Source organism: Pseudoroseicyclus aestuarii (genome assembly GCF_003217255.1).
Taxonomy (GTDB): domain Bacteria; phylum Pseudomonadota; class Alphaproteobacteria; order Rhodobacterales; family Rhodobacteraceae; genus Pseudoroseicyclus; species Pseudoroseicyclus aestuarii.
In genome coordinates this window covers 113,391-138,448 of the sequence record NZ_QJTE01000002.1, presented here as the reverse complement: position 1 = coordinate 138,448, position 25,058 = coordinate 113,391, and the positions used below count along the sequence as shown (strand labels likewise).

At 70.2% G+C, this 25,058-nt stretch carries 26 protein-coding genes; 17 read left to right on the top strand and 9 right to left on the bottom strand.

Features of this window, described 5'->3' with window-relative positions:
• Positions 1-17: 17 nt before the first annotated feature.
• Positions 18-1,127 carry an isochorismate synthase gene (locus DFP88_RS05420; protein WP_110813457.1) on the bottom strand — a complete coding sequence of 370 codons (1,110 nt, stop codon included), beginning with the start codon at positions 1,125-1,127 and terminating at the stop codon, positions 18-20.
• A gap of 308 nt (positions 1,128-1,435) precedes the next feature.
• On the opposite strand from DFP88_RS05420, the gene DFP88_RS05415 reads away from it, so the two are divergent.
• The 5 genes from DFP88_RS05415 (at position 1,436) to DFP88_RS05395 (ending at position 8,810) form a co-directional block, all read left to right on the top strand.
• Positions 1,436-3,274 carry an ABC transporter ATP-binding protein gene (locus DFP88_RS05415; RefSeq protein WP_110813456.1) on the top strand — a complete coding sequence of 613 codons (1,839 nt, stop codon included), beginning with the start codon at positions 1,436-1,438 and terminating at the stop codon, positions 3,272-3,274.
• Positions 3,274-5,166 (top strand): ABC transporter ATP-binding protein, encoded by a 1,893-nt coding sequence (locus tag DFP88_RS05410; RefSeq protein ID WP_110813455.1) that lies wholly within the window; start codon positions 3,274-3,276, stop codon positions 5,164-5,166. Before DFP88_RS05415 ends, DFP88_RS05410 begins: the two co-directional genes overlap by 1 nt.
• Before the next feature lie 38 nt (positions 5,167-5,204).
• Positions 5,205-7,040 (top strand): ABC transporter ATP-binding protein, encoded by a 1,836-nt coding sequence (locus tag DFP88_RS05405; RefSeq protein WP_110814143.1) that lies wholly within the window; start codon positions 5,205-5,207, stop codon positions 7,038-7,040.
• Entirely contained in the window at positions 7,037-8,239 is a 1,203-nt protein-coding gene (locus DFP88_RS05400) for a class I SAM-dependent RNA methyltransferase (RefSeq protein ID WP_110813454.1), read from the top strand. The genes DFP88_RS05405 and DFP88_RS05400 overlap by 4 nt, the downstream gene beginning before the upstream one ends.
• 73 nt (positions 8,240-8,312) lie before the next feature.
• On the top strand, positions 8,313-8,810 hold the full coding sequence (locus DFP88_RS05395; RefSeq protein ID WP_110813453.1) for a L,D-transpeptidase family protein: 498 nt from the start codon (positions 8,313-8,315) through the stop codon (positions 8,808-8,810).
• Positions 8,811-8,843: 33 nt separating this feature from the next.
• Here the strand turns inward: DFP88_RS05395 and dalA are convergent, their stop codons facing one another.
• A complete protein-coding gene (gene dalA, locus DFP88_RS05390) occupies positions 8,844-9,356 on the bottom strand; it encodes a divisome-associated lipoprotein DalA (RefSeq protein ID WP_110813452.1) in 513 nt (170 codons plus the stop codon).
• 177 nt (positions 9,357-9,533) lie between these two features.
• Here dalA and DFP88_RS05385 point away from each other — a divergent pair, with 177 nt between their 5' ends.
• Together DFP88_RS05385 and DFP88_RS05380 are read left to right on the top strand one after the other, a co-directional pair.
• Positions 9,534-9,944 carry an ACT domain-containing protein gene (locus tag DFP88_RS05385; RefSeq protein WP_181418566.1) on the top strand — a complete coding sequence of 137 codons (411 nt, stop codon included), beginning with the start codon at positions 9,534-9,536 and terminating at the stop codon, positions 9,942-9,944.
• The gene (locus tag DFP88_RS05380) at positions 9,944-10,540 is read left to right on the top strand and encodes a L,D-transpeptidase (protein WP_110813450.1); all 597 of its coding nucleotides are present in this window, start codon (positions 9,944-9,946) and stop codon (positions 10,538-10,540) included. Before DFP88_RS05385 ends, DFP88_RS05380 begins: the two co-directional genes overlap by 1 nt.
• Positions 10,541-10,611: 71 nt before the next feature.
• On the opposite strand, the gene hemH is transcribed toward DFP88_RS05380, so the two are convergent.
• Together hemH and DFP88_RS05370 are read right to left on the bottom strand one after the other, a co-directional pair.
• Entirely contained in the window at positions 10,612-11,682 is a 1,071-nt protein-coding gene (gene hemH, locus DFP88_RS05375; RefSeq protein ID WP_110813449.1) for a ferrochelatase, read from the bottom strand.
• A gap of 13 nt (positions 11,683-11,695) precedes the next feature.
• Entirely contained in the window at positions 11,696-12,505 is an 810-nt protein-coding gene (locus tag DFP88_RS05370) for a methyltransferase domain-containing protein (RefSeq protein ID WP_110813448.1), read from the bottom strand.
• Positions 12,506-12,533: 28 nt separating this feature from the next.
• Between DFP88_RS05370 and DFP88_RS05365 the strand changes: the two genes are divergently transcribed.
• The 5 genes from DFP88_RS05365 to DFP88_RS05345 are packed head-to-tail and all read left to right on the top strand — an operon-like array spanning position 12,534 to position 15,598.
• Positions 12,534-13,247 (top strand): ComF family protein, encoded by a 714-nt coding sequence (locus DFP88_RS05365; RefSeq protein ID WP_110813447.1) that lies wholly within the window; start codon positions 12,534-12,536, stop codon positions 13,245-13,247.
• A gap of 33 nt (positions 13,248-13,280) precedes the next feature.
• Complete coding sequence (gene grxC / locus DFP88_RS05360; RefSeq protein ID WP_110813446.1) at positions 13,281-13,538, top strand: glutaredoxin 3; 258 nt, start codon at positions 13,281-13,283, stop codon at positions 13,536-13,538.
• Positions 13,538-14,368: a carbon-nitrogen hydrolase family protein gene (locus DFP88_RS05355; protein ID WP_110813445.1), complete on the top strand. Its 831-nt coding sequence runs from the start codon at positions 13,538-13,540 to the stop codon at positions 14,366-14,368. The genes grxC and DFP88_RS05355 overlap by 1 nt, the downstream gene beginning before the upstream one ends.
• Before the next feature lies 1 nt (position 14,369).
• The gene (locus DFP88_RS05350; RefSeq protein WP_110813444.1) at positions 14,370-14,813 is read left to right on the top strand and encodes a MarR family winged helix-turn-helix transcriptional regulator; all 444 of its coding nucleotides are present in this window, start codon (positions 14,370-14,372) and stop codon (positions 14,811-14,813) included.
• A complete protein-coding gene (locus DFP88_RS05345; RefSeq protein WP_110813443.1) occupies positions 14,813-15,598 on the top strand; it encodes a GNAT family N-acetyltransferase in 786 nt (261 codons plus the stop codon). The genes DFP88_RS05350 and DFP88_RS05345 overlap by 1 nt, the downstream gene beginning before the upstream one ends.
• Here the strand turns inward: DFP88_RS05345 and ubiG are convergent.
• Positions 15,595-16,344 carry a bifunctional 2-polyprenyl-6-hydroxyphenol methylase/3-demethylubiquinol 3-O-methyltransferase UbiG gene (gene ubiG / locus DFP88_RS05340; RefSeq protein WP_110813442.1) on the bottom strand — a complete coding sequence of 250 codons (750 nt, stop codon included), beginning with the start codon at positions 16,342-16,344 and terminating at the stop codon, positions 15,595-15,597. The genes DFP88_RS05345 and ubiG overlap by 4 nt on opposite strands.
• Positions 16,345-16,421: 77 nt before the next feature.
• Between ubiG and pip the strand changes: the two genes are divergently transcribed.
• Both pip and DFP88_RS05330 read left to right on the top strand, forming a co-directional pair.
• Positions 16,422-17,387, top strand: coding sequence for a prolyl aminopeptidase (gene pip, locus DFP88_RS05335; RefSeq protein ID WP_245904704.1), 966 nt, complete (start codon positions 16,422-16,424; stop codon positions 17,385-17,387).
• Between the two features lie 68 nt (positions 17,388-17,455).
• A complete protein-coding gene (locus DFP88_RS05330) occupies positions 17,456-18,061 on the top strand; it encodes a glutathione S-transferase (RefSeq protein ID WP_110813440.1) in 606 nt (201 codons plus the stop codon).
• A 4-nt stretch (positions 18,062-18,065) separates the two neighbouring features.
• On the opposite strand, the gene DFP88_RS05325 is transcribed toward DFP88_RS05330, so the two are convergent.
• Entirely contained in the window at positions 18,066-18,713 is a 648-nt protein-coding gene (locus tag DFP88_RS05325) for an outer membrane beta-barrel protein (RefSeq protein ID WP_110813439.1), read from the bottom strand.
• Positions 18,714-18,990: 277 nt separating this feature from the next.
• On the opposite strand from DFP88_RS05325, the gene petA reads away from it, so the two are divergent.
• The 3 genes from petA to DFP88_RS05310 are packed head-to-tail and all read left to right on the top strand — an operon-like array spanning position 18,991 to position 21,806.
• Positions 18,991-19,587 (top strand): ubiquinol-cytochrome c reductase iron-sulfur subunit, encoded by a 597-nt coding sequence (petA, locus tag DFP88_RS05320; protein WP_220032293.1) that lies wholly within the window; start codon positions 18,991-18,993, stop codon positions 19,585-19,587.
• 9 nt (positions 19,588-19,596) lie between these two features.
• Positions 19,597-20,940 (top strand): cytochrome b, encoded by a 1,344-nt coding sequence (locus DFP88_RS05315; protein WP_110813437.1) that lies wholly within the window; start codon positions 19,597-19,599, stop codon positions 20,938-20,940.
• A gap of 11 nt (positions 20,941-20,951) precedes the next feature.
• Positions 20,952-21,806 carry a cytochrome c1 gene (locus DFP88_RS05310; protein ID WP_110813436.1) on the top strand — a complete coding sequence of 285 codons (855 nt, stop codon included), beginning with the start codon at positions 20,952-20,954 and terminating at the stop codon, positions 21,804-21,806.
• A gap of 59 nt (positions 21,807-21,865) precedes the next feature.
• Here DFP88_RS05310 and DFP88_RS05305 read toward each other — a convergent pair whose 3' ends face one another.
• The 3 genes from DFP88_RS05305 to thiB are packed head-to-tail and all read right to left on the bottom strand — an operon-like array spanning position 21,866 to position 25,044.
• Positions 21,866-22,561, bottom strand: coding sequence for a thiamine ABC transporter ATP-binding protein (locus DFP88_RS05305; protein WP_110813435.1), 696 nt, complete (start codon positions 22,559-22,561; stop codon positions 21,866-21,868).
• Positions 22,548-24,056, bottom strand: coding sequence for an ABC transporter permease family protein (locus DFP88_RS05300; RefSeq protein WP_110813434.1), 1,509 nt, complete (start codon positions 24,054-24,056; stop codon positions 22,548-22,550). The genes DFP88_RS05305 and DFP88_RS05300 overlap by 14 nt, the downstream gene beginning before the upstream one ends.
• A 1-nt stretch (position 24,057) precedes the next feature.
• Positions 24,058-25,044, bottom strand: a complete 987-nt coding sequence (thiB, locus tag DFP88_RS05295) for a thiamine ABC transporter substrate binding subunit (protein WP_110813433.1) — start codon at positions 25,042-25,044, stop codon at positions 24,058-24,060.
• Positions 25,045-25,058: the final 14 nt, after the last annotated feature.

Sequence of the window (25,058 nt, the reverse complement as noted above, 5' to 3'; positions counted from 1 at the left end):
GGACGCCTCTTCGTGGGTCAATCTGGGGTATCGAGGCCGAGTGCGCGGCACATCGCGGTGAACTTGGCCGAGGTCTCGGCGATCTCGGAGACAGGGTCGGAGGCGCCGACGATGCCGGCCCCGGCGAAGAGGCGGGCGAGGCAGCCCTCGATGATCGCGCAGCGCAGGGTGACGTACCATGTGCCGTCGTTCTGCGCTGTCACCCGCCCCAGCGTTCCGGCGTAGAACTCCCGCTCGAAGGGCTCTGCCGCGCCGATGCTGTCGAGCGCGGGGGCCAGCGGCTGGCCGGCGACAGCGGGGGTCGGGTGCAGCGCGGCCAGAAGCGCGAGGCAGGGGGTCTCGGGATCCGCCAGCTCGCCCTCTATCAAGGTGCCGAGGTGCCAGAGCGAGGCTGTTCGGTGCAGCGCCGGCCCCTTCGGCACCGACAGGTGGCGGCAATGAGGGGCGAGGATGTCGTGGATGTACTCGACCACCAGCCGATGCTCGGCCCTGTCCTTGGCCGAAGCTTCGAGGGCCCCGGCGGCGGCGCGGTCCTGCGCAGGGTCTTCCGACCGCTGGGCGGAGCCGGCGAAGGGATGCGAGCGGATGGCGGCGCCCCGCTTGTCCAGCAGCAGTTCGGGCGTGGCGCCGACCAGCCAGCGCGCGCCGGCCCCGCGTGGCGGCAGCGGCAAGCAGTAGCCGGTGATGTCGGGATCCTCGCAAAGCCGCAGGGCCACCTGCAGGGGGTCGAGCGGGCGATCGGTCCGCACCTCGAGCATGCGGGCGAGCACGGCCTTTTTCAGCGGCCCGCCCTGGCGGATCCGCGCGGCGAGGCTGCGCACCGCCTCGCCATAGAGCGCGGGCTCGGGGACCGGGACGGGCGGTGCGCATAGCGCCGGCGGCGCGTCGCGCCGGTCGGGCATCGCCTCCGGCGCGGTGGCATAGAGATGGCCCGGCGCGCCGCGGGCGAAGGGAAAGGCGCCGATCAGGTCCTCTTCGGTCCGGGGGAGGCCCGCCTGCGCGAAATGCTCGAGAGAGCCTGCATGCGCCTGCGTCACCCGGCCGAAGCTGCGGCCCAGAAGGACGGGCTGGCCGAGGGCATCGGCCGGCAGGCCCTGATCGGCGGGGAAACTGTGCTGCTTGGTCATGCCGGCGCCTCCGGACCCGGCGGGGCGGCACTGGGTGCCACGCCGTATCAGACAAAACTTGTCGGGTATTTGTTAGGCGCCACCCGACGGCCTGTCAATCGCCGCCTCGGCGCCGGCGCGGCCAAGAGGGGTGACAGCTGCAGCAGCCGGGTGTAAGCCAAATCCGTCCAAAGGAGGAATCGCGCATGGATAACGGGTTTATCAAGCACCGGCTTTGACCGGACAGATCCCGTTCCTGGTGGCCCGGATCTTGTCCCGCCGCCTGCATCCAACGCGCCGCCATTCCTTTCTTTGAGAGCCTTCCGCCCGTGTTCCGCCTGTTCGAAACCCTCGTCGATCCCTACGTCCCCTATGACGAAACGGATCGCCCGCCGACGCGGCTTTGGCCGTTCCTGCGCCAGTACATGCGGCCCTTTCGCCGCGTCTTCGCCGCCGCCGCCGTCACGGCGGTGATCGTCGCGGCCATCGAGATCTGGCTGCTGGCCTACATGGGCCGCCTCGTGAACCTGCTGGCCGGCGATCCCTCCGAGGTGCTGCGCGCCCACGGGGCCGAGCTGATCGCCGTGGCGCTGTTCATCCTGATCCTGCGGCCCGCGATCCAGCTGTGCAACGTGGCGCTGCTGAACAATTCAATCGTGCCGAACTTTGCCACCATCGTGCGCTGGCGGGCGCATCGGCACGTGCTGCGCCAGTCCGTCGGCTGGTTCGAGAACGACTTTGCCGGGCGCATCGCCAACCGGATCATGCAGACCCCGCCCGCCGCCGGCGAGGCGGTGTTCCAGATGTTCGACGCGATCACCTTCGCCATGGCTTATGTCATCGGCGCCGCGGTGCTGCTGCTGGACGCGGATGCGCGGCTGCTGATCCCGATGGCGGTCTGGCTGGGCCTATACCTGTGCCTTCTGCGCTGGACGATCCGCCGGGTCGGCCCGGCCTCCGAGGCGGCCTCGGACGCGCGCAGCCAGGTCACGGGGCGCGTCGTGGACAGCTACACCAACATCCATTCGGTGAAGATGTTCGCCCATCACCAGCGCGAGGTCGACTACGCCCACGAGGCGATCGAGAACGCGCGCCGCACCAACCAGGGCGAGATGCGGCTTTTCACCATCATGGACGGCTCGCTCGTTCTGTTGAACGGGCTGCTGATCGTCGGCGTCGTGGGCTGGGCGATCTGGCTGTGGTCCATCGGCTCGGCCAGCGTCGGCGTGGTCGCCGCGGCGACCGCGCTGTGCCTGCGGCTGAACGCGATGACCGGCTGGATCATGTGGGCCGTCTCGACCTTCTTCCGCAACCTCGGCGTCGTCGCCGAGGGTATGGAGACGATTGCCCAGCCGGTGACCCTGCTCGACCGTCCCGGCGCGCGCCCGCTCGACGTGCCGCGCGGCGCGGTCACGATCGAGGGGCTGACCCATCGCTACGGGCGCGAGACCGGCGGGCTGGAGCGGATCGACCTGTCTATCGCGCCGGGCCAGAAGGTCGGCCTCGTCGGCCCCTCGGGGGCGGGCAAGTCGACGCTGGTGAAGCTGCTTTTGCGGTTCTACGACGCGGAACGTGGCGTGATCGCCATCGACGGGCAGGACATCGCCCATGTCACGCAGGACAGTCTGCGCCAGGCCATCGGCGTGGTGCAGCAGGACAGCAGCCTTCTGCACCGCTCGGTCCGGGACAACATCCTCTATGGCCGGCCCAATGCCAGCGAGGATGAGGTCATCGCCGCCGCCCGCAAGGCCGAGGCGCATGACTTCATCCTGACCCTCGAGGATGCGCAGGGGCGGCGCGGCTACGACGCGCAGGTGGGCGAGCGGGGCGTGAAGCTGTCCGGCGGGCAGCGGCAGCGGATCGCGCTGGCCCGTGTCATCCTGAAGGATGCGCCGATCCTGATCCTCGACGAGGCGACCTCGGCGCTGGATTCGGAGGTCGAGGCCGCGATTCAGGAGACGCTCTACCGGATGATGGAGGGCAAGACGGTGATCGCCGTCGCGCACCGGCTGTCGACCATCGCCCGGATGGACCGCGTCATCGTCATGCAAGGCGGGCGCATCGTCGAAGATGGCCCGCATGGCGCGCTGCTGGAGGAGGGCGGCCTTTATGCCCGTCTCTGGGCGCGGCAGTCGGGCGGGTTCCTTGGTGCGGAGGCAGCGGAATAATGTTGGGACGTGTCAGACGGGCCGCGCGCGGCCCCGTCGCCCGCTGGATCGAGGATCAGGTCGATCCCTTCGCCCCCTACGAGGCGGCGACGCCGCCGCGCACGGCGACCGGCTTCGTGCGCACGCATCTGGCGCCGCTGCGGCGGATCCTGATCCTTGCCTCCCTCGCGGGGCTGGGCGTCGCGGTGCTGGAACTGGCGCTGATCTGGTACGGCGGGCGCCTCGTGGACCTGATGGCCGCCGGGCCGGACAGCTTCTGGGCCGAGAATGGGATGGAACTCGTTGGCGCGGCACTGCTGCTGCTGGTGCTGCGCCCCCTCGTCGTGGCGCTGAACGCGATGATCCTGTTCTCGGGCATCTCGACCAACCTGCTGGCGCAGACCCTCTGGCGCGCGCACCGGCACCTGCTGGGTCAGCCCGTCGTCTTCTTCCAGAACGACTTCGCCGGGCGGCTGTCGAACCGCGTCATGCAGGTCGGCGCGGCGGTCGAGGACGGTGTCTTCCTGTGTTTCGAGGCCTTCTGGCAAGGCGCGGTCTTTGCCATCGTGACGCTGATCGTGCTGATCGGCTTCAGCCCCTGGCTGGCGCTGCCGCTGGCCTGCTGGATCGTGCTCTACATCGCCTTCGTGCTGTGGTTCGCGCCGCAGGCGGGCGAGGCCTCAGAGCGGTTCAGCAACGCGAAAAGCCGGGTCACCGGGCGGATCGTCGACAGCTACGCCAACATCGAATCGGTCAAGCTTTTCGCCCATGCCGAGCGCGAGGAAGGCTTTGCCCGCAGCGCCATCGCGCGGCTGCACCTGCGCTTTGCCCGGCTGATGCGTCTTTTCGCGGCGCAGCAGGGGGCGCTGGCGGTCTTCAACTCCGCCGCGCTGCTCTTCGTCGTGGGCCCTGCGCTGTGGCTCTGGTCGGACGGGCGGCTGTCTGTCGGCGAGGTCGCCGCCGCCGTCGCCATGGCGCTGCGGCTGAACACGATGACCGGCTGGCTGATGTGGATGACGGTCCGCTATTTCGAGCATCTGGGCACGATCCGCGAGGGTCTGCAAAGCCTTGCCGTGCCGCAGACCGTCACCGATGCGCCCGGCGCCGCGCCGCTGGCCCTGACCCGCGGCGAGATCCGCTACGAGGACGTCAGCCACCACTACGGGCGCGGATCGGGCGGGCTGGACCATGTCTCGTTGACGATCCGCCCGGGCGAGCGGATCGGCCTTGTCGGCCCTTCGGGGGCGGGCAAATCCTCACTCGTCGGGCTTCTGCTGCGGTTCCGCGATGTCGAGGCGGGGCGGGTCACCATCGACGGGCAGGATGTCGGCGCGGTGCGGCAGGATAGCTTGCGCGCGCGGATCGGCATGGTCACGCAGGACAGCAGCCTCATGCACCGCTCGGTGCGCGACAACCTGCTCTACGGTCGCCCGGATGCGACCGAGGCGCAGATGATCGAGGCGGCGAAGCGCGCCGAGGCCTATGACTTCATCCTCGGGCTCGAGGACGGGCAGGGCCGGCGCGGGTTCGACGCCCATGTCGGCGAGCGGGGCGTGAAGCTGTCGGGCGGGCAGCGGCAGCGGATCGCGCTGGCCCGGGTGATCCTGAAGGACGCGCCGATCCTGATCCTCGACGAGGCGACCTCTGCCCTCGATTCAGAGGTCGAGGCCGCGATCCAGGAGACGCTCTACCGGATGATGGTGGGCAAGACCGTGATCGCCATCGCCCACCGGCTGTCGACCATCGCGCAGATGGACCGGATCGTGGTGATGGAGGCCGGCCGCATCGTCGAGCAGGGCACCCATGAGGCGCTTCTGGCCGAAGAGGGCCTCTACGCTAGGTTCTGGGCGCGGCAGTCGGGCGGGTTTCTCGGCGCCGCCGAGGATACCCCCGAACAGGAGCCGACCGCATGAGCGATCCGTCAGACAGCGCCTCGCAGCCGCGCGCGCCGATGCGGCTGGGCTGGCTGGCCGACCGCATCGCGCCCTTCACCCCCGGCGACGGCCCGCCGCCGCGCGATCTGGTGCCCTTCCTGCGCTGGGCGCTGACCGGCAGCTTCGGCATCATGGCGGTCGCTGGCGCCGTCTCTGTCGTGGCCGGCATCCTCGAGGTGCTGGCTGCGGGCATCCTGGGCCATGTCATCGACGTGGCGCTGGCCTCGGAGGCCTCGTCCCTCTTCGGTGAGAACCTGTGGCTGATGATCGGGGCGGCGGTCTTCTTCATCGTCGCCCGCCCGCTTAGCCAGGGCCTGAACGCGCTGCTGCAATCGGTCGCTGTCGCGCCAAGCTCCTTCACGCTGGTGCTGTCGCGGCTGCACCGGCACACGCTGGGGCAGGCCGTCACCTTCTTCGACAACGATTTCGCCGGGCGGATCAGCCAGAAGCAGATGCAGGCGGCGCGGGCGGCGACGGATCTGGCGACCGACTTCATCAACACGATCCTCTTTGCCATCGCCTCGGTCGTGGGATCGCTGCTGCTGCTGACCGGAATCGATGTCTGGGCCGCGCTCATGCTGTCGGTCTGGTTCTTCGCCTATGTCGTGCTGATCCGCATCTACATGCCGAAGATTCGCGCCAATTCGAAGGCGCGGGCGGCAGCGCGGGCCATGGTGACGGGGCAGGTCGTCGACACGATCAGCAACATCAAGACGGTCAAGCTGTTCGGCCATTCCGCTCATGAGGATCGCGCCGCGATCCAGGCCATGGGCCGCTTTCGCGACAGCTCCACCGGCTTCGGCCTCGTCTCCACCGGCTTTCGCTTCTGGCTGATGACGCTGGCCGGCACGCTGCCGGTGCTGCTGGTCGGATCGACCCTCTGGTTCTGGACGCGCGGCCAGGCCAGCCCGGGCGATATCGCCGCCGTGGGCGCCATCGCGCTGCGCCTGTCGCAGATGACCGGATGGGTCAGCTTCACCCTGATGGCGATGTATTCCCACGTCGGCGAGATCGAGGATGCGATGCAGACCCTCGCCCCGCCGCATGCCCTGACCGACGCCCCCGATGCCACGGAACTGGAGGTGACCGAAGGCGCGATCCGCTTCGATAGCGTCAGCTTCACCTACGACAGCCCGCATGGCGGCATCCGCGACATCGACCTCGATATCCGCGCGGGCGAGAAGCTGGGCCTCGTCGGCGCCTCGGGCGCGGGCAAGTCGACGCTCGTCGCGGCTTTGCTGCGGCTTTACGATCTGGAGCAGGGGCGCATCACCATCGACGGGCAGGACATCGCCCATGTCACGCAGGACAGCCTGCGCCGACGGATCGGGATGGTCACGCAGGACACCGCCATGTTCAACCGCAGCGCGCGAGAGAACATCGGCTACGGCGCCCCGGACGCCGAGGAGGGCGACATCGTCGCCGCCGCCCGCCAGGCCGAGGCGGACGATTTCATCCGCCTTCTCTCGGACTTCAAGGGACGCGAGGGGTATGACGCGCATCTGGGCGAGCGGGGGGTAAAGCTCTCGGGCGGCCAGCGCCAGCGCATCGCGCTGGCCCGCGCCATGCTCAAGGACGCGCCGATCCTCGTGCTGGACGAGGCGACCTCGGCCCTCGATTCCGAGGTCGAGGCGCAGATTCAGGCGGCGCTGGAACAGGCGATGGTCGGCAAGACCGTCATCGCCATCGCGCACCGCCTTTCGACGCTGGCGCAGATGGACCGGATCGTGGTCATGGACCAGGGCCGCATCGTCGAGCAGGGCACGCATGACGCGCTATTGGCGCAGGAGGGGCTTTACGCCCGCTACTGGGCGCGGCAATCGGGCGGCTTCATCCAGGAGGCCGCCGAATGATGCGGATCGAGGCGCTGACACATCACGGCATGGGCCGGGCCGAGGACGGCACGCTGGTCCCCCGCAGCCTGCCCGGCGAGAAGGTCGAGCTGCGCGAGGACGGCAGTCCCCGGGTGATCGAGCCCGCGCCCGAGCGTGTCGCGCCCCCCTGCCGCCATTACGGCGCCTGCGGCGGCTGCGCCGTCCAGCACGCCTCGGACCCCTTCGTGGCGGAGTGGAAGGCCGGCATCGTCCGCCGCGCGCTTCAGGCGCAGGGCCTCGAGGCCGCGATCGCGGGGGTCGAGACCTCGCCCCCCGACAGCCGCCGCCGCGCGCGGCTGGCCGGGCGGCGCACCAAGAAGGGCGCCATCGTCGGCTTCCACGCCCGCGCCAGCCACACGCTGATCGAGACGCCGGACTGCCGGCTGCTGCTGTCCAGCCTCAAGGCCGCCCTCCCCGCGCTCGAGGCGATCACGATGCTCGCCGCCTCGCGCAAGGGCGAGGTCGGGCTGACCGTCACCGATTCGCCGCAGGGGCCGGACGTCGCGGTCGAGACCGATCGCGCGCTGACGCAGGACCTGCGCGAAGAGCTGGGCCGCCTCGTGCAGGCGCATGGCCTCTCGCGGCTGACATGGGGGACAGAGCCTGTCGCGATGGAAGAGGGGCCGGCCCAGCGCTTCGGCACCGCCAGCGTCGTGCCGCCGCCCGGCGCCTTCTTGCAGGCCACGCGGCAGGGCGAGGCGGCGCTTCTGGCCTGCGTGCAGGTCTCCGTCGGCGATGCCGCGCGGGTGGTGGACCTTTTCGCCGGCTGCGGCACCTTCACCCTGCCGCTCGCCGCGCGGGCCGAGGTTCATGCGGTCGAGGGCGAGGCCGCGATGCTCGCGGCGCTGGATCGCGGCTGGCGCGGGGCGCAGGGGCTGAAGCGCGTCAGCACCGAGGCACGCGATCTCTTCCGCCGGCCCCTGCTGCCGCACGAGCTGCAGCGCTATGACGCGGCGGTGATGGACCCGCCCCGCGCCGGTGCCGCGGCGCAGGTGCAGGCACTGGCCGAGGCGCGGGTGCCGGTGATCGCCGCCGTCTCCTGCAACCCCGCCAGCTTCGCCCGCGACGCGAAGGTGCTGATCGAGGCGGGCTATGCCATGGCGCCCATCACCGTGGTCGACCAGTTCCGCTGGTCGAGCCATGTCGAATTGGCGACATCTTTCCGGCTAAACGGCTGAAGCCCGCTTCCCCGACGTTCAGAATCGCTGTATCGCGGGTCTCATTCGGCGCAAGACCGGGGCAGGCATATCCATGAGCATCACCAGACGGACCATGATCCTTGGCGCACCCGCGCTTCTCGCGGCATGCGGGGCGCGGCAGACCATCCCGACCTATAGCGGGCCGCCGGTCACCAGCGTCATGGCCTTCAAATCCTCCCGCAGCCTCTATTTGATGAGCGGCAGCGAGACGCTGAAGGCCTACAAGTTCCAGCTTGGCTTCAACCCGCAGGGGCCGAAGCGCTGGGAAGGCGACGGTCGCACGCCCGAGGGCGTCTACCGCATCGACCGGCGCAACCCCAACAGCGCCTATCACCTCTCGATCGGCATCTCCTATCCGAACGCGAACGACCGCGCGCTGGCGCGGGCGATGGGGCGCGAGCCGGGCGGCGATATCTTCATCCACGGCACGCCCGCCCAGGTCGCGGGGCGGCCCGACTGGACCGCCGGCTGCATCGCCGTGATGAACGAGGAGATGGACGAGATCTACGCCATGGTCCGCGACAACACGCAGATCATCCTCGCGCCCTGAGGCGCGAGGGGGGCTGATCAAGGACGCGCGCCGTCAGGCGCCCAGCACCATCGTCCACCAGATCTTGCCAGAGCTTTCCTGCAGCCAGGACACCCCCATCCGTACCGCCTGCGGATCGAGAAGGATCGCCCGCGTCTCGGGGTCTCCGGCCCAGGCGGCCAGCGTCTCGAGCTCGGTCTCGTAGCTTTCCGAGATGACCTCGCCGATCAGCCGGCCCTGATAGCCGACCCGCCGCAGCCGATCCAGCGGCGAGGATCCGTCAGAGCCGAAGTGCCACGGCCGGTTCTGCACGCTCATGTCGCGCGAATGGGTCGCCGCCGCGGCGGTCAGCTGCGGGTCGAGCTGCACGGCGGGCACGCCGCGCGCCTGCCGCAGGGAGTTCAGCCCGTCCAGCATGCGGAAGGGGATCTCGCCCGCGACGGCCTCGTCGATGCGGTAGACCTGCGGCAGGGGCAGGCCGTCCGGCCCCAGCTGCGAGGCGGGGACACCACAGGCGGCAAGGCCTGCAAGGGCGGGAAGGCCGATCAGAAAGGCGCGGCGATGCATTCAGGGGAACTCCGGCATGAACCGATCCGCTTTAGCGGCGCCCGGGCCACAGGTCAAAAGCCTATCGGCGGTCCGCCGCCGCCTTCACCGCGCCGTGAGTGGACGCGGTGCCCGGCGCGGCGCTATGCCCGCCAGAGGCCCCACGCCCGCGGGCCGCTGCGCGACCGACCGCCGCCGATGCCCCCGAAGACAGACCGCCGCCTGACCGTCCTGCCCGGCCTTCACGAGGTGGTGCGCCTTCCCGCCGGCGCCGGCCTGCCGGACTGGCTGCGCCCCGGCCCCGTCTGGGCCCTGATCGCCGAGCCCGACGAGACGACCGTTCTCTGCCCCGCCGGCATGGCCCCGCCGGACCTCGCCGCCGAGGGGCCCTTCACCGCCCTTCGGGTCGAGCAGTCGGGGCCCATCGACGCGCCCGGCGTCGTGGCCTCGGTCAGCGCGCCCATCGCCCGCGCCGGCCTCGGCCTCTTCGTCCTTTCCACCGCCTCGCGCGATCTCGTCCTGATCGCCCAGGGCGACATGCCGCGCGCCGCCTCGGCCTGGCGCGAGGCCGGCTACACCCTTTCGCCCGATCCCAAGGAGCCCCTTTGATGACCACCCCATCCACCCGCCGCCGCTTTCTCGCCGGGTCCGCCGCCGCGCTGGGCAGCGCCCTCGCCGCGCCGGCGCTGGCGCAGATGGCCGGCTCGACCGAGATCGAATCCTCCGTCTCCTCCTCGGTCCGGCACAATGTCTCGGCCTTCCGCACGCTGGACTGGCGGCCCTACTTCAGCAGCCTCGCCGGCGGCGCGATCCTCTGCGACACGCAAAGCCGCGCATTGCATTACTGGAGCGCGGACGAATCGATCTACCGCCTCTACCCGACCAGCGTGCCGCTGACGCCCGAGCTGACGCGCCTCGGCAGCACATCGGTCACGCAGAAGGTCACCAACCCGACCTGGCGCCCCACGCCCGAGATGCGCCAGCGCAACCCCGAGTGGCCCGAGGTGGTCGAGGGCGGCGATCCGGGCAATCCGCTCGGCCCCTACGCGCTCTACCTCTCGTGGCAGTATTACCGCATCCACGGCACCCACGACACGCGCAAGATCGGTCGCCGCAGCTCGAACGGCTGCATCGGCCTCTACAACGAGCATATCGAGCAGCTTTTCGCACTGGCGCAGGTCGGCACGCAGGTCGTGCTGATCTGAGGCGCGCGCCTCTTCATGTTTCGATAAATACTCCGGGGGGCGCGGGGGGCTGGCCCCCCGCTTCCGCCGCCTCAGCCGATCCAGCCGCCGAGGTTCTCCTCGATCACCTGCGCCAGCACCGCGATATGCTCGGGATCGTCGTTGAGGCAGGGCACGTAGGTGAAGCTCTCGCCCCCCGCATGCTCGTAGCTTTCGCGGATTTCCTCGTTGATCTCTTCGAGCGTCTCGATGCAATCGGAGGAAAAGGCCGGCGAGATCACGGACAATCGCCGCACGCCGTCCTCCTTCGCCAGCCGCGCCACCTCCTCGACCGTGTAGGGCTGCAGCCATTCCTCGGGGCCGAACTGGCTCTGGAAGGTCGTGACGATACGCACGTCGTCCCATCCCAGCGCCTCGCGCAGCAGCCGCGTCGTTTTGGCGCATTGGCAGTGGTAGGGGTCGCCCTCGCGCAGGTAGCGCTGCGGCAGCCCGTGGTAGGAACAGACCAGCACCTCGGGCCGCGTCTCGGGATGGGCGCGGCGCACCGACTCGGCCAGCGCGGCGATGTAGTCGGGGCGGTCGTAGTAGGGCGCGACGGTGCGCACGCTCGGCTGCCACTTCTCCTTCATCAACACGCGGAACAGCTGGTCGCAGGCGGTGCCCGTCGTCGCCCCGGCGTAATGCGGGTAGAGCGGGAAGAAGACGATCTTCCGGCAGCCCTCCTGCTCCATCTTGCGCAGCACGTCCTTGGTCGAGGGGTTGCCGTAGCGCATGCAGAACTCCACCCGCACCCGGTCACCGTAAAGCGCCTCGAAATGGGCGCGCAGGGCCGCGTTCTGCCGGCGCGTGATCGTCATCAGCGGGCTCTCGTTCGCCTCCTCGTTCCAGATGGAGCGGTAGGCGGCGCCGGATTTCTGCGGCCGGCGCGACAGGATCACCCCCTGCAGCAGCGGCTGCCAGAGCCAGGCGGAGTAATCGACGACCCGCTTGTCCGACAGGAACTCCGACAGGTAGCGCCGCATGTCGCGGTAGCCGGGGCTGTCCGGCGTGCCGAGGTTGGCGATCAGGATGCCGATCCGCTCGGGCGGCAGCTTCGGATGGTCGCCGGGCGCATGGGCCGGACGCTGGGCGGCGGCATCGCTGGAACTGACGAAGTCTTTCATCGGCGCGGATCCTTCAGGTCTCGCCCTGCTGCACGCGGCGCAGGGCATCGTCTAGGGAATGGGTGGCGGTGCCGGGGCGCAGCGGCTTCTGCTGGCTTTCGTGCGGCGCCCAGCCGGTCAGCGTGACGATCTCGAAGCTGGCGGGCACGCGGCCGTCGGGGCCGGCGTGCAGCTCCGCGTAGCTGCGCGCCGCCTCGGCCAGGACCGCGCGGCCCGTCGGGCGGCGCAGCCGCGCCTCGAGCGCGTTCGTCTCGCCCATGGCGCGCAGATCGCGCATCAGGTGGAAGGGCGTCTCGTAGCTGACCGTCAGGGTAAAGCTGTCGGCCACCGGCAGCGCCAGCCCGGCGCGTTGCAGCAGGCTGCCCAGCTCTCGGATCTCGCCCATCGGGGCGACGCGGGGCGACAGCCCGCCGGTCACCGCGACCTCCGCATGGGTCAGCGCGGCCCGCAGCTCGGCCAGGGTCTCGCCGCCGAAGAGCACGGCCATCAGCAGCCCGTCGGGCCGCAGCGCCCGGCGCAGCTGCACCAGCTGGCCTACCGGATCCTCGTGCCAGTGCAGCGAGAGCGCATGGATCGCGAGGTCATGCGCGCCCTCCGCCAGATCCAGCACTTCGGTGTCGGGCAGGACGCGGGCGCCGGGCAGGCGCCCCTCCCAGACCTGCGGCCAGGGGGTCACGACGGCGGGGGCGGTAAAGGTTCTCTTAACCTCTTCCAGCCTCTCCTGAAGGCCGTCGGCGACCTCCTCGTGCAGGAACAGAGCGGGGCCCTGCCGGGCGGCGCGGGCGCGGTGGCGCGCGATGGCATCTGGATCGAACAGCGGCATGAGGGGGAGATAGGCGGTGCTGGCAGCGATGGAAAGCGCGGTGCGGCTGATCTACCCGCCCAGATGCGTCCTCTGCGGCGATTTGACCGAGGCGGACTTCGCCCTCTGCCCCCTCTGCTGGGGCGAGACGCGATTCGCCGCCGGCCTGTGCTGCGATCAATGCGGCGCGCCCCTGCCGGGCGAGGGCGATGGATCCGAGCGCTGCGACGACTGCCTCGTGCTGGCGCGGCCATGGGGCCGGGGCCGCAGCGCGCTGGTCTACGCGGGCGGCGGACGGCGGATGGTGCTGGCGCTGAAGCATGGCGACAGGACCGACCTCGTGCGCACCCTCGGCGGGTGGATGGCGCGGGCGGGGCGCGGCATCCTTGGGCCCGATGTGCTTCTGGTGCCGGTGCCGCTGCATCCCCTGCGGCTTCTGCGGCGGCGCTACAACCAGGCCGCCTTGCTGGCCGGGGCTGCGGCGCGGGCGGTAGGCGCCGCGCATTGCCCCGATGCGCTGATCCGCCTTCGTGCCACTCGCCCGCTGGACGGGCACGGGCGCGAGGCCCGCTTTGCCGCGCTCGACGGCGCGATCGCGCCGCACCCGCGCCGCGGCGCGCTGATGCGGGGCCGCTCGGTGGTGATCGTCGACGACGTGATGACCTCCGGCGCGACGCTGGCGGCCTCGGCCGAGGCGGCGCGCAGGGCCGGTGCGGCGCGGATCGACGTTCTGACACTGGCCCGCGTGGTCAAGGACGCATAGGTAAAGGGGGACACGCAAGGACAGGAGACCCCGATGCCAGAGGTCGAACTCTATACAAAGCCCACCTGCGGCTTCTGCCAGGCCGCCAAGCGGCTGCTGGCGCAGAAGGGCGTCGGCTACCAGGAAACCGACATCGCCGCCAATCCGGACAAGCGCCCCGAGATGATCCGCCGCGCCAATGGCGGCAGCACCGTGCCGCAGATCTTCATCGGCGGGACGCATATCGGCGGCTGCGACGAGCTTTTCGCGCTCGAGGACAGGGGCGCTCTGGACGGGCTTCTGGGGCGCTGATGCGCGCCGCGCTGCTGCAGCTGTGCTCGGGCGACGACCCGGAGGCCAACCTGACCGCGACCCGCGCCATGCTGCGCGAGGCTGCGGCAGGAGGCGCCGGGTTCGTCTGCACGCCCGAGGTCACCAATTGCGTCAGCGCCAGCCGCCCGCGGCAGCAGGAGGTGCTGCGCACCGAGGCCGAGGATCCGACCCTCGCCGCCCTGCGGGACGAAGCCGCCCGCGCCGGCATATGGCTGTCGGTCGGATCGCTGGCGCTGAAGACCGGCGATGCCGACGGGCGCTTTGCCAACCGCAGCTTCCTGATCGCCCCCGACGGGCAGATCGCGGCGCGCTACGACAAGATGCACATGTTCGACGTCACGGTCAGCGAAAGCGAGACCTACCGCGAATCCGCCGGCTATCGCCCCGGCGCGCAGGCGGTCATCGCCGATGCCGGTTTCGCACGGCTCGGGCTGAGCATCTGCTACGACATCCGTTTTGCCTACCTCTACCGGGCGCTGGCGCAGGCGGGGGCGCAGGTGCTGCTCGTCCCCTCGGCCTTCGCCCGCCCGACCGGGGCCGCCCATTGGGAGGTGCTGCTGCGCGCCCGCGCGATCGAGACCGGCGCCTGGGTTCTGGCCGCGGCGCAAAGCGGCACGCATCCCACCAGCACCGACAAGGCGCGCGAGACCTGGGGCCATTCCATGGCCGTCGCCCCCTGGGGCGAGGTGCGGCTGGACATGGGCGAGGCGCCGGGCGTCGGTTACGTCGACCTCGACATTCCGGCCTGCGAGACGGCCCGCGCCCGCATCCCGGCGCTGACCCACGACCGTGCCTTCGAGGGGCCATGAGATGAGCCGCCCGACCGAAGCCCTTGCCGTGTCGCTGTTCAGCGAGATCCTCGCCGTCGATCAGCTCGCCCGCAATACCATGGCCCGCGTGCTGCCCAAGGGGATGGAGCTGTCGCATTTCTCGGTGCTCAACCACCTCGCCTTCGCGCAGGGCGAACGCTCTCCGGCGCAGCTGGCGCGCACCTTCCACCTCTCGCGCAGCGCGATGACCAACACGCTGGGCAAGCTGGAATGGAACGGCTGGGTGCATATCCGCCCGGATTGGGAGGATGCGCGCCGCAAGATGGTCTCGATCAGCGCCTCGGGGCAGGTGGCGCGCGATGCCGCCGTGGCCTCGATCACGCCGCTGATCTCGGACGTGGTGGACCGCGTCGGGGCCGAACGCGCGCGCGCCGCCCTGCCGATCCTGCGCGAGCTGCGGCTGCGGCTGGGCGAGGTGGACTGATGCTGCGCGCCCTCGGCCTGGCGAGCGATCTTCTGGCGATGGGCGCGGAGACGGTGGTCGAGGTGCGGGAGGATCGGTTGATCCTGCGCACGCCCGGCCAGCCGGATTACTGGGACGGCAACAGCCTGATCTTCCGGCACGGGCGGGTCGATTCAGGCGCGCAGATCGCGCAGTTCGAGGCAGATTTCCCGGGCGCGCCGCACTGCACCCTGCAATGGGACGATCCGGCGATGCGGCCCGGCCCCGGCCACGCGGCGCTCGAGGCGCTGGGCTTCGAGATCGAGCCCGTGGACGTGCTGACGCTGACAAGCCCGCTGATCCGCAGCGCCGCGCCCGAGGGGCTGGTCCTGCGGGCGCTGGGCCGCGCGGAAGACTGGGCGCAGCTGGCCGATCTGCGCATGGAAGTGGACCTCGAGGAGGGCTACGATCCCGCCGCCCATGGCCCCTATATCGCGGGGCGCGTCGCGGCGGAGCGGCGGCAGGTGCAGGCCGGGCACGGCGCCTGGTTCGGTGCCTTCGACGGAGAGAACCTCGCCGGGTCGCTCGGTATCCTCGCCGATGCGCGGGTCGCCCGATACCAGGCCGTCGCCACCCGCGCCGCTTACCGGCGGCGGGGCATCGCCGGGGCGCTGCTGGACATGGCATATGACTGGGTCGCCGCGCGCCGTCCGGGGGCGGTCCCGGTCATCGTCGCGCTGGCCGATCAGGCGCCGGGGCGCCTTTACCGGCGGCATGGCTTCGCGCCGGCCGAGACGCTCGTCCATGCCTGCCGGCCGGGGTACTAGGCGGGCTCTTCGGGCCGGACCGAGGCCGTGACGTAGTTCACCGAGAGGTCGCGCTTCGACAGCGACCAGCTCCACCCCAGCGGATTGAAGACCATGCCGGTGCGGTCCACCGGCGTCATCCCGGCGCGGCGCAGCAGGTCATAAAGCTCGTCCGGGGTGATGAACTTCTTCCAGTCGTGCGTGCCCTTGGGCAGCCAGCGCATCACCCATTCGGCGCCGACGATCCCCATCATGAAGCTCTTGGGATTGCGGTTCAGGGTCGAGCAGATGTGTAGCCCGCCGGGCTTCAGCAGGTCGTGGCAGGCGGTCAGGTAGTCGAGCGGATCGGCGACATGCTCGACCACTTCCATGTTCAGCACCACGTCGAAGCGCTCGCCCGCGGCGGCCATCGCCTCGGCGGTGGTGTGGCGGTAGTCGATCTCGAGGCCCGACCATTCGGCATGGGTGCGCGCGACGGGGATGTTGCGCTCGGCGGCATCGGCGCCGACGACGGTGGCGCCGAGACGGGCCATCGGCTCGGCCAGCAGCCCGCCGCCGCAGCCGATGTCGAGCAGGCGCAGCCCCTCGAAGGGTGCCTCCGATCCGAGGTCGCGCCCGTATTGCGCGGCGATCTGCGCGGTGATGTAGTCCAGCCGGCAGGGGTTGAGCATGTGCAGCGGCTTGAACTTGCCCTCCGGGTCCCACCACTCTTCGGCCATCGCCTCGAACTTGGCGACTTCGTCGGGGTCTATTGTGGTTCTGCTCATGGCGGGATCCTCTTGTCGTCTTTGCGGGCGGCGCTGGGCTTCTATATAGGACGGGCATGGACAAATCCGCCCCCAGAATGCCGCACCCCGCGCCGAGCCCGCTTTACCCGCCACTCGATCCCTTCGACCAGCGGATGCTGGAGGTGCCGGGCGGCCATACGATCTATGTCGAGCAATGCGGCAACCCGGAGGGTATTCCGGTCGTCGTGCTGCACGGCGGTCCGGGCGGCGGCTGCAGCCCGGCGATGCGGCGCTATTTCGACCCGGCAGTCTGGCGCGTGATCCTGTTCGATCAGCGCGGCTGCGGTCGCTCGCGGCCCACGGCCAGCGTCGAGAACAACACCACATGGGACCTCGTCTCCGACATGGAGGCGATCCGCGAGGTGCTGGGCATCGAGGCCTGGGTTCTCTTCGGCGGAAGCTGGGGCGCCACGCTGGCGCTGATCTACGCCGAGGAGCACCCCGCGCGCACCCGCGCCATGGCGCTGCGCGGCACCTTCCTGATGACCGCCGCGGAACTCGACTGGTTCTACCGCGGCGGCGCCGGCCAGTTCTGGCCCGAGCTCTGGGACAAGTTCATCGGCCACCTGCCCGAGGAGGAGCGCGCCGATCCCATCGCCGCCTATCACCGGCGGCTGTTCTCCGGCGATCTGGCCGAAGAGACCCGCTTTGCCCGCGCTTGGGCCGGCTGGGAAAACGCGCTCGCCTCCATCGACAACGACGGCGCCACGGGCGACGGCGCGAGCCCCACGGCGCGGGCCTTTGCCCGGCTCGAGAACCACTATTTCTCGAACGGCGGGTTCCTGGCCGAGGGGCAGGGCATCCTCGACCGGCTGGACCGCATCCGCGACATCCCGGGCGTGATCGTGCAGGGCCGCTTCGACATGATCTGCCCACCCTCGGGCGCCTGGAAGCTGTCGCAGGGCCTGCCGAAGGTGCGGCTGCAGATGATCCCGCGCGCCGGGCACGCCCTGTCGGAGCCAGGGATCACCGCCGCGCTGGTGCAGGCGATGCAGGAGATGGCCGAGACCTTGCCGCGCTGAGGCGGCTTGCCGGGGCAGGCGCCGCCTCTAGGTAGAGGCGTATCGACCCCACCGGAAAGGCCCGTCCCATGCAGCTTCTGATGTCGCCCGCCTCGCCCTTCGCGCGCAAGGTGCGGGTCGTGCTGCGCGAGACCGGCCAGACCGGCGTTCAGGAAATCGCGGTCACGACCGATCCGCTGGGCAATCCGTCAACCGTCAGCGGAGCGAACCCGCTGGGCAAGATCCCGGCGCTCGTGCGCGATGACGGACCCGCGCTCTACGACAGCCGCGTCATCACCCGCTATCTCGACGACCGCGCCGGCGGTGGCCTGTATCCGCAGCGCGGCCAATGGGAGGTCCTGACTCTCGAGGCGACGGCGGACGGGCTGATGGATGCCGCGATTGCCATGGTCTACGAGCGTAAGTTCCGCGCGCCCGAGGGGCAGTCGGACGAGATCGTCGAAGGGCAGTGGAAGAAGGTGCAGCGCGCGCTGGAGGCTGCCGAGACGCGCTGGATCAGCCATCTGAGCGGGCCGCTGCACATCGGCCAGATCGCCATGGGCTGCGCGCTGGGCTACCTCGACCTGCGGCACCCGGGTCGCGGCTGGCGCGATACGGCGCCGGGCCTCGCCGCATGGGAAGCGAAGTTCGCCCAGCGGGAGAGCATGATCGCCACCCGCCCGCCGGAAGGCTGAAACCCTAGAAGTTGAAGCTGACGCCCAGGTTCACCGCGTTGGTCACAACGTCGGTGTCCAGCGTGCCGCCGGTGTCGAGCTCGGCCTCGTTCTGGGAATAGGTGCCCTTGTACTCGCCGAAGACCGACCAGCGGCTGTTCAGCGACCAGCTCGCGCCCGCGACGACCGCCGCGGCGGGGCCGGTGATCTGGTACTCACCCGTGCTCGACCCTTCGGTCTCGACCTCGACATGCGGGACGGCCACGCCGAGCCCGCCGCCGACGTAGGGCGTCAGCCCCGCGGCCGCCTCGGGCCAGCGGTACCAGACGTTCGCCGTCAGCACGTTCAGCCCATCTGTGAACTCGAGCCGGTCGAGGCCGGATTCGGCCAGCGTCTCGTCGTCGGCGTAGATCTTCTGGTGCGTGAAGTCGAGGCCGAAGCCGAGGCTCTCGCTGCGCCACCAGGTGCCGCGCACCCCGTAGTAGGGCGGCGCCTCGAAGGAGTTGCCGTCCCAGCCCGCCGTGAAGGAGGTGTCGCCGATCACGCTGTCGTCCGAGATCTCGACCTCGGAATGGGGGGCGCTCTGCGCACCGCCATACACGCCGAGCTCGATCTCCGCCGCTGCGGGGGTCGCGATCAGCGCGAGAAACGGCAGGCACAGGCTGAGGCGCATCGAAGGCTCCGGCAAAAGGGGTCGCGGCGCGGCCCCGGAGGTGTCAATTGCAACGGGATTTAGGAGGCGCGCGTCGGGCGGGCAAGGTCGGATTCGGACAGGCCGCACGAAAAGCGCGGCGCCATGGCAAAAGGGTCGCAGCGGCGGAATCTTCAGCTTTTGCCGTAAAAACTGTCGCCCCACGCGGGTAACGGGCAGAATGTCCGCTAGACGCTGGGGTGTGCTGTCGGTAAACAGCCTGAAACGGCGGCCCCTAGAAGAACGAGGATGCAGCTTCGTGTCACAAGTTGACGAGCCACACAGCGCCACCCGTCGCGATTTCATCTACTACGCGACTGCCGCGGCTGGTGCCGTGGCCGCCGGTGCTGCCGTCTGGCCGCTGGTGAACCAGATGAACCCCTCTGCCGACGTGCGGGCGCTTGCCTCGATCCGCGTCGACATCTCCGGCGTGCAGAGCGGCACGCAGCTGACCGTGCTGTGGCAGGGCAAGCCCGTCTTCATCCGCCGCCGTACCGAGGAAGAGATCGAGGCCGCGCGCGACGTCGATCCCGCCGACCTGCCCGATCCGCTGGCGCGCAACGCCAATATCGAGGACGCGGCCCTGGCGGCGGACGAGAACCGCGCCCTGCCGCCCTTCGCCGCCGAGGGCGAGGCCCCGGCCGAGGGCAGCGAGGAATGGCTGGTGATGATGGGCGTCTGCACCCACCTCGGCTGCGTGCCGCTGGGCGAGCAGGGCGTCTACAACGGCTGGTTCTGCCCCTGCCACGGGTCGACCTACGACACGGCCGGCCGCATCCGCAGCGGCCCGGCGCCGACGAACCTGCCGGTTCCGGTGGCGCAATTCGTCGACGCCAATACGATTCAGCTCGGGTAGGGGAGCCAGATGGCCGGTATTCCGCACGATCATTACGAGCCCAAGACGGGCGGAGAGCGCTGGCTGAACGGCCGGCTGCCCGTCCTGTCGCTGCTTTACGACACCCTCTTCATCCCGACGCCGAAGAACCTGAACTGGATGTGGATCTGGGGCGTCGTCCTGGTTTTCGCGCTGGTGCTGCAGATCGCCACCGGCGTGGTGCTGGTGATGCACTACACGCCGCATGTCGACATGGCCTTCGCCAGCGTCGAGGCGATCATGCGCAACGTGAACGGCGGCTACATGCTGCGGTACATGCATGCCAACGGCGCGTCGCTGTTCTTCTTCGCGGTCTACCTGCACATCTTCCGCGGCCTCTACTACGGCTCCTACAAGGCGCCGCGCGAGGTGACCTGGATCATCGGCATGCTGATCTACCTGCTGATGATGGCGACCGGCTTCATGGGCTACGTTCTGCCCTGGGGTCAGATGTCCTTCCACGGCACCGCGGTGATCACCGGCCTCTTCGGCGCCATCCCCTTCGTGGGCGAGGCGATCCAAACCTGGCTGCTGGGCGCATCGGCCGTCGGCCAGCCGGCGCTGAACCGCTTCTTCTCGCTGCATTACCTCATGCCCTTCGTGATCGCCGGGCTGGTGATCGTGCACGTCTGGGCCTTCCACTCGACCGGCAATAACAACCCGACCGGGGTCGAGGTCCGCCGCACCTCCAAGGAAGAGGCTTCGCGCGATACGCTGCCCTTCTGGCCCTACTTCGTGATCAAGGATCTCTTCGCGCTGGCGGTGATCCTGGCGGTCTTCTTCGCCATCGTCGGCTTCATGCCGAACTTCCTCGGCCACCCCGACAACTACGTCGAGGCGAACCCGCTGGCGACGCCGTCGCACATCGTGCCCGAATGGTACTTCCTGCCTTTCTACGCGATCCTGCGGTCCTTCACCGCCGACGTCTGGGTCGTCATCGCGGCGAGCTGGGTCACCGGCGGCATCATCGACGCCAAGTTCTTCGGCGTGCTGGCGATGTTCGGCGCGATCGCGGTGATGGCGCTGACCCCCTGGCTCGACACCTCCTCGGTGCGCTCGGGCCGCTACCGCCCGATGTTTAAGTGGTGGTTCGGCCTGCTGGCGCTGGATTTCGTGGTGTTGATGTGGGCGGGCGCCATGCCGGCCGAGGGCATCTACCCGATCATCGCCCTGATCGGCGCGGCCTACTGGTTCGCCTACTTCCTGATCATCCTGCCGCTGCTTGGCGTGATCGAGAAGCCGCTGACCCCGCCCGCGACGATCGAGGACGACTTCAACGCGCATTACGCGCCCAAGGCCGGCGGAACCCATACCGCCGTCAACCCGGCCGAGTGAGGGATCGCCAGATGCTCAACCGCCTTCCGCTCGCCCTCGGTCTGGCTGCCGGTCTGGCCGCGCCCTTCGCGGCGCCGGCCGTCGCGCAGCACGTCGAGACCGAGATCCACGACTACGACTTCCCCTTCGAGGGGCCCTTCGGCAGCTTCGACCGCCTGCAGCTGCAGCGCGGCCTGCAGATCTACACCGAGGTCTGCGCCCAGTGTCACGGGCTGCAATACGTCGCGATCCGCAACATCTCGGACGACGGCGGCCCCGGCCTGCCCGAGGACCAGATGCGCGCCTATGCCGCCGGCATCGAGGTGGAGGGAGAGGACGGGACCTTCGGCCCCGCCTCGCCGCAGGACCACTTCCCGCGCAGCGCGCTGGAAAACGCCCCCGACCTCAGCCTGATGGCGAAGGCGCGGGCCGGGTTCAGCGGGCCCTACGGCACCGGGATCAACCAGATCCTCTTCGGCATGGGCGGCCCCGAGTACATCGCCTCGCTGATGACCGGCTACGCCGAGGCGCCGGAATGCGCGCCCGAGGATTTCGACGGCTACTACAACACCGCCTTTGCCAATGGCGGCTATCCCAGCGAATGCGTGGACGACCACGGCCACCGCGAGGCGCCGGGCAGCTGGATCGCCATGCCGCCGCCGCTGATGGGCGACGATGTCGTCTATGCCGACGGCACCCCCACCGAGGTGGAGCAGGAGGCGAAGGACGTCTCTGCTTTCCTGATGTGGGCGGCCGAGCCGAAGCTGATGCAGCGCAAGCAGGCCGGCCTGACCGGCGTGGTCTTCCTGACCGTGCTGGCGGTGCTTCTGTACCTCACGAACAAGCGTCTCTGGGCCCGGCACAAGTACAAGGACGGTGATCACTGATCGCCGCTGCTTGGCCGAACGGCTTGAAACGCCGCCCCCTCGGGGCGGCGTTTTGCATTTCAATGGCCGAGGTAGTTGCGCAGGCCCGGGGGCGGATCGCGCAGCAATGCCTCCACCCCGGTGGGCGCCGCGGCCCGCCCCTCGTCCACGACGAGGGCGAGATCGCCGAGACGCAGGGCATCGTCCGGGGCATGGGTGACCATCAGGATGGTTCGCCCCGCCGCGCCCAGCACCTCGGTGACGAGATCCAGCATCTCGGCCCGCAGCCCCGGCCCGAGGGCGGCGAAGGGTTCGTCGAGCAGCACCAGATCCCGCTCGGACAGCAGCGCGCGGGCTAGGGCAGCGCGGCTCTGCTGGCCCCCCGAGAGCGCGGAGGGACGGCGCGGGCCGAAACCAGCAAGGCCGACGCGCGCCAGCGCGGCCTCGATCCGCGCGCGCCGCTCCGGCGTCAGCCGGCCGCGCGGGTCCAGCGCGAGGACGAGGTTCCGCTCGATCGTCAGGTGCGGAAAGAGGTTGCCGTCCTGAAACAGCATCGAGACGGGCCGGGCGCCCGGCGCCAGCGGCGCGAGGTCGCGCCCCTGCCAGAGGATGCGTCCCCGCTGCGGCGCGATGAAGCCGGCGATGGCGGCCAGCAGGGTCGACTTTCCGCCGCCCGAGGGGCCGAGGACGGCCACGCGCCCCCCTCCCGGCACGGCGAGGTCGGCCTGCAGGCGAAAATCGCCCTGAGCCAGCACCAGATCCTCAAGCTGCAGCACGGCGGCCCCCCTTGTCGAACAGCCAGAACAGCCCGAGGCTGAGCGCGATCAGCAGCAGCGCGGCGCCGGCCGCGGCCTCCATCCGGTAGGCCTGCATCAGGCGCGCCATCATCAAGGGCAGCGTCGCCTGATCGCCCGCGGCGAAGAGCGCGATGACGCCAAGATCCCCGGCCGAGAGCGCCGCCGCGAGGCCCGCCGCGAAGCCGAGCGGCCGCGCGAGGGCGGGCAGCAGCAACCAGCGCAGCCGCGTCCAGCCGCGCAGGCCCATGCTGTCGGCGAGCCGCCCGTGCCCCGCCTCGGCCGCCTCGATCGCCGGGGCCAGAGCGCGCCAGGCGAAGGGCAGGGCCATCGCGGCATTGACGAGCACCGTGACCGGCAGCGCCACGAGGCGCGGCGCGATCAGGGGGTGGACCAGCAGGAACAGCCCCGTCCCTGTCACCAGCCCCGACGTCGCCAGCGGCAGGAGCGCGGCAAAGGTGCCCAGGGACCGGCCCCAGAGCGCGATGGGCAGGGCCAGCGCCAACGTCAGCGCCGTCGCCGCCAGCGCCACGAGGAGGGAGCGCAGCGCCGCGCCCCAGACCTCGGGCGGCAGATGGAGGAGGCCCGGCGCCCCGCGCCAGGCGATCATCGTCATGGGGGACAGTAGAAAGAGCATGGCCAGCCCCAGCACCAGCGCGTCGAGCACGTGCCCTCCGTCCCAGCGTTGGACCGACCGGCCGAGCCCGGCGCCGAAGGCATCGGGCAGCCTCGCCCGCTGCACCAGCGCCGCGCCGCTGGCACAGAGCGCGACCTGGATCAGCGCCAGCGTTACGGCGCGGCCGAAATCGACGTCGAAGCGGAGGGCCTGGTAGATCGCAAGCTCCACCGTGGTGGCGCGCGGCCCGCCGCCAAGGGTCAGCGCCACGGCGAAGGAGGTCAGGCAGATCAGGAAGATCACGGCGAGCGTGCCGGGCAGCACCCGCGCCAGCATCGGCACCTCGAGCAGGCGCCAGACCGGGGCGTTCAGGCTGGCGGCTAGGCGAAAGCGTTCGGCCGGGATCGCCAGCCAGCCCTGCAGGATCAGCCGCACCGCCAGCGGCATGTTGAAGAAGACATGCGCCAGCACCACGCCGTGCCAGCCGTAGATGGGCAGCGGCGGCAGCCCCAGCGGCCCGAGAGCGGCATTCAGCAGTCCGCTGCGCCCGAAGACGGCGATCAGCCCGAGGATCGCGACGATCACCGGCAGGATGAAGGGCGCGCCCAGCACCAGCACCAGCAGATCGCGCCCCGGGAAGCGGCGCCGGGCGAGGGCGCGGGCGACGGGAATCGCCAGCGCCGCCGACAGGAGCGCCGAGAGCGCCGCCTGCCAGAGGGTGAAACGCAGCGCCGCCCAATCGGCGGGCTCGGGCCAGCCGGCGCCGCCCGCGCGCCAGAGGACGGCCCCGAGCGGCGCGAGGACGAGCGCCAGCACGAGGCCGGAGGCCGCGGCGCCGGGCCAGCCGGCCAGCCGCCGCATGCTAGCGGGTCATGCCGCTGCGAAAGGCCTCGATCGCCGGATCGCGGCGTTCGGCGGCGGTCTCCTCGTCGTGCCAGATCGCGCTGTCGGGGATCGGCAGCTCGCGGAAGCCCTCGGGCCAGTCCTCGCGCGGGAGGGCGGCGGGATAGGACCAGTTCGCCGTCGGGATCATCGACTGGAACTGGGGCGTGACGATGAAGTCCATGAACTGCTGCGCAAGCTCCGGATTGTCCGTGCCGGCCACCTGTGCCGCCAGCTCGATCGTCATGTAGTGCCCCTCGTCGAAGATGGCGGCGGCGACGGTATCGTCGTTCTCGGCCATCCTCTGGTAAGCGGGCGAGGTGGTGTAGCTGAGGACCATGTCGACCTCGCCATCGAGGAAGAGGCCGTAGCTTTCCGACCAGCCGGGCGTGACGGTGACGATCTGCGGCGCGAGATCGGCCCAGGCCTGCTCGGCATCGTCGAAGACGGTATCCATCCAGAGCGCCAGCGAGAGGCCGGAGACAGAGCTGCGCGGATCCTGGATTGCAATGGACAGATCGTCCCGCGCAATCAGCTCGGCGAAGGAGGTCGGCGGGTTATCCACCGCCTCGGTGTCGTAGACGAAGGCGAGGTAGGACCAGTCGAAGGGCAGGAAGGTCTCGTCCTCCCAACCGATCGGCAGCGTCAGTGCCGCGGCATCGACGCCATGCGGCGCGAAAAGGCCGGTGCCGCGCGCCTGCGCGGCCTGGGTCGAATCGATGCCGATGACGATGTCGGCCTCGGTCCGGTCCCCTTCGAGCAGGATCTGCGGCACGACCTCGCCCAGGACATAATCGAGGGTGCAGCCGCATTCGGCCTCGAAGGCCTGCTTGATCGCCGGTCCGGGGCCGGATTCGAAGGCGAAATAGTCGGGGGCGTAGACGGTGAGCGTTTGGGACGCGGAGTCCTGGGCCAGCGCGGGACCTGCAATGAGGCCGAGCGCGAGACCCGCAATGGTGCGATGCATGGCATCCTCCTGTT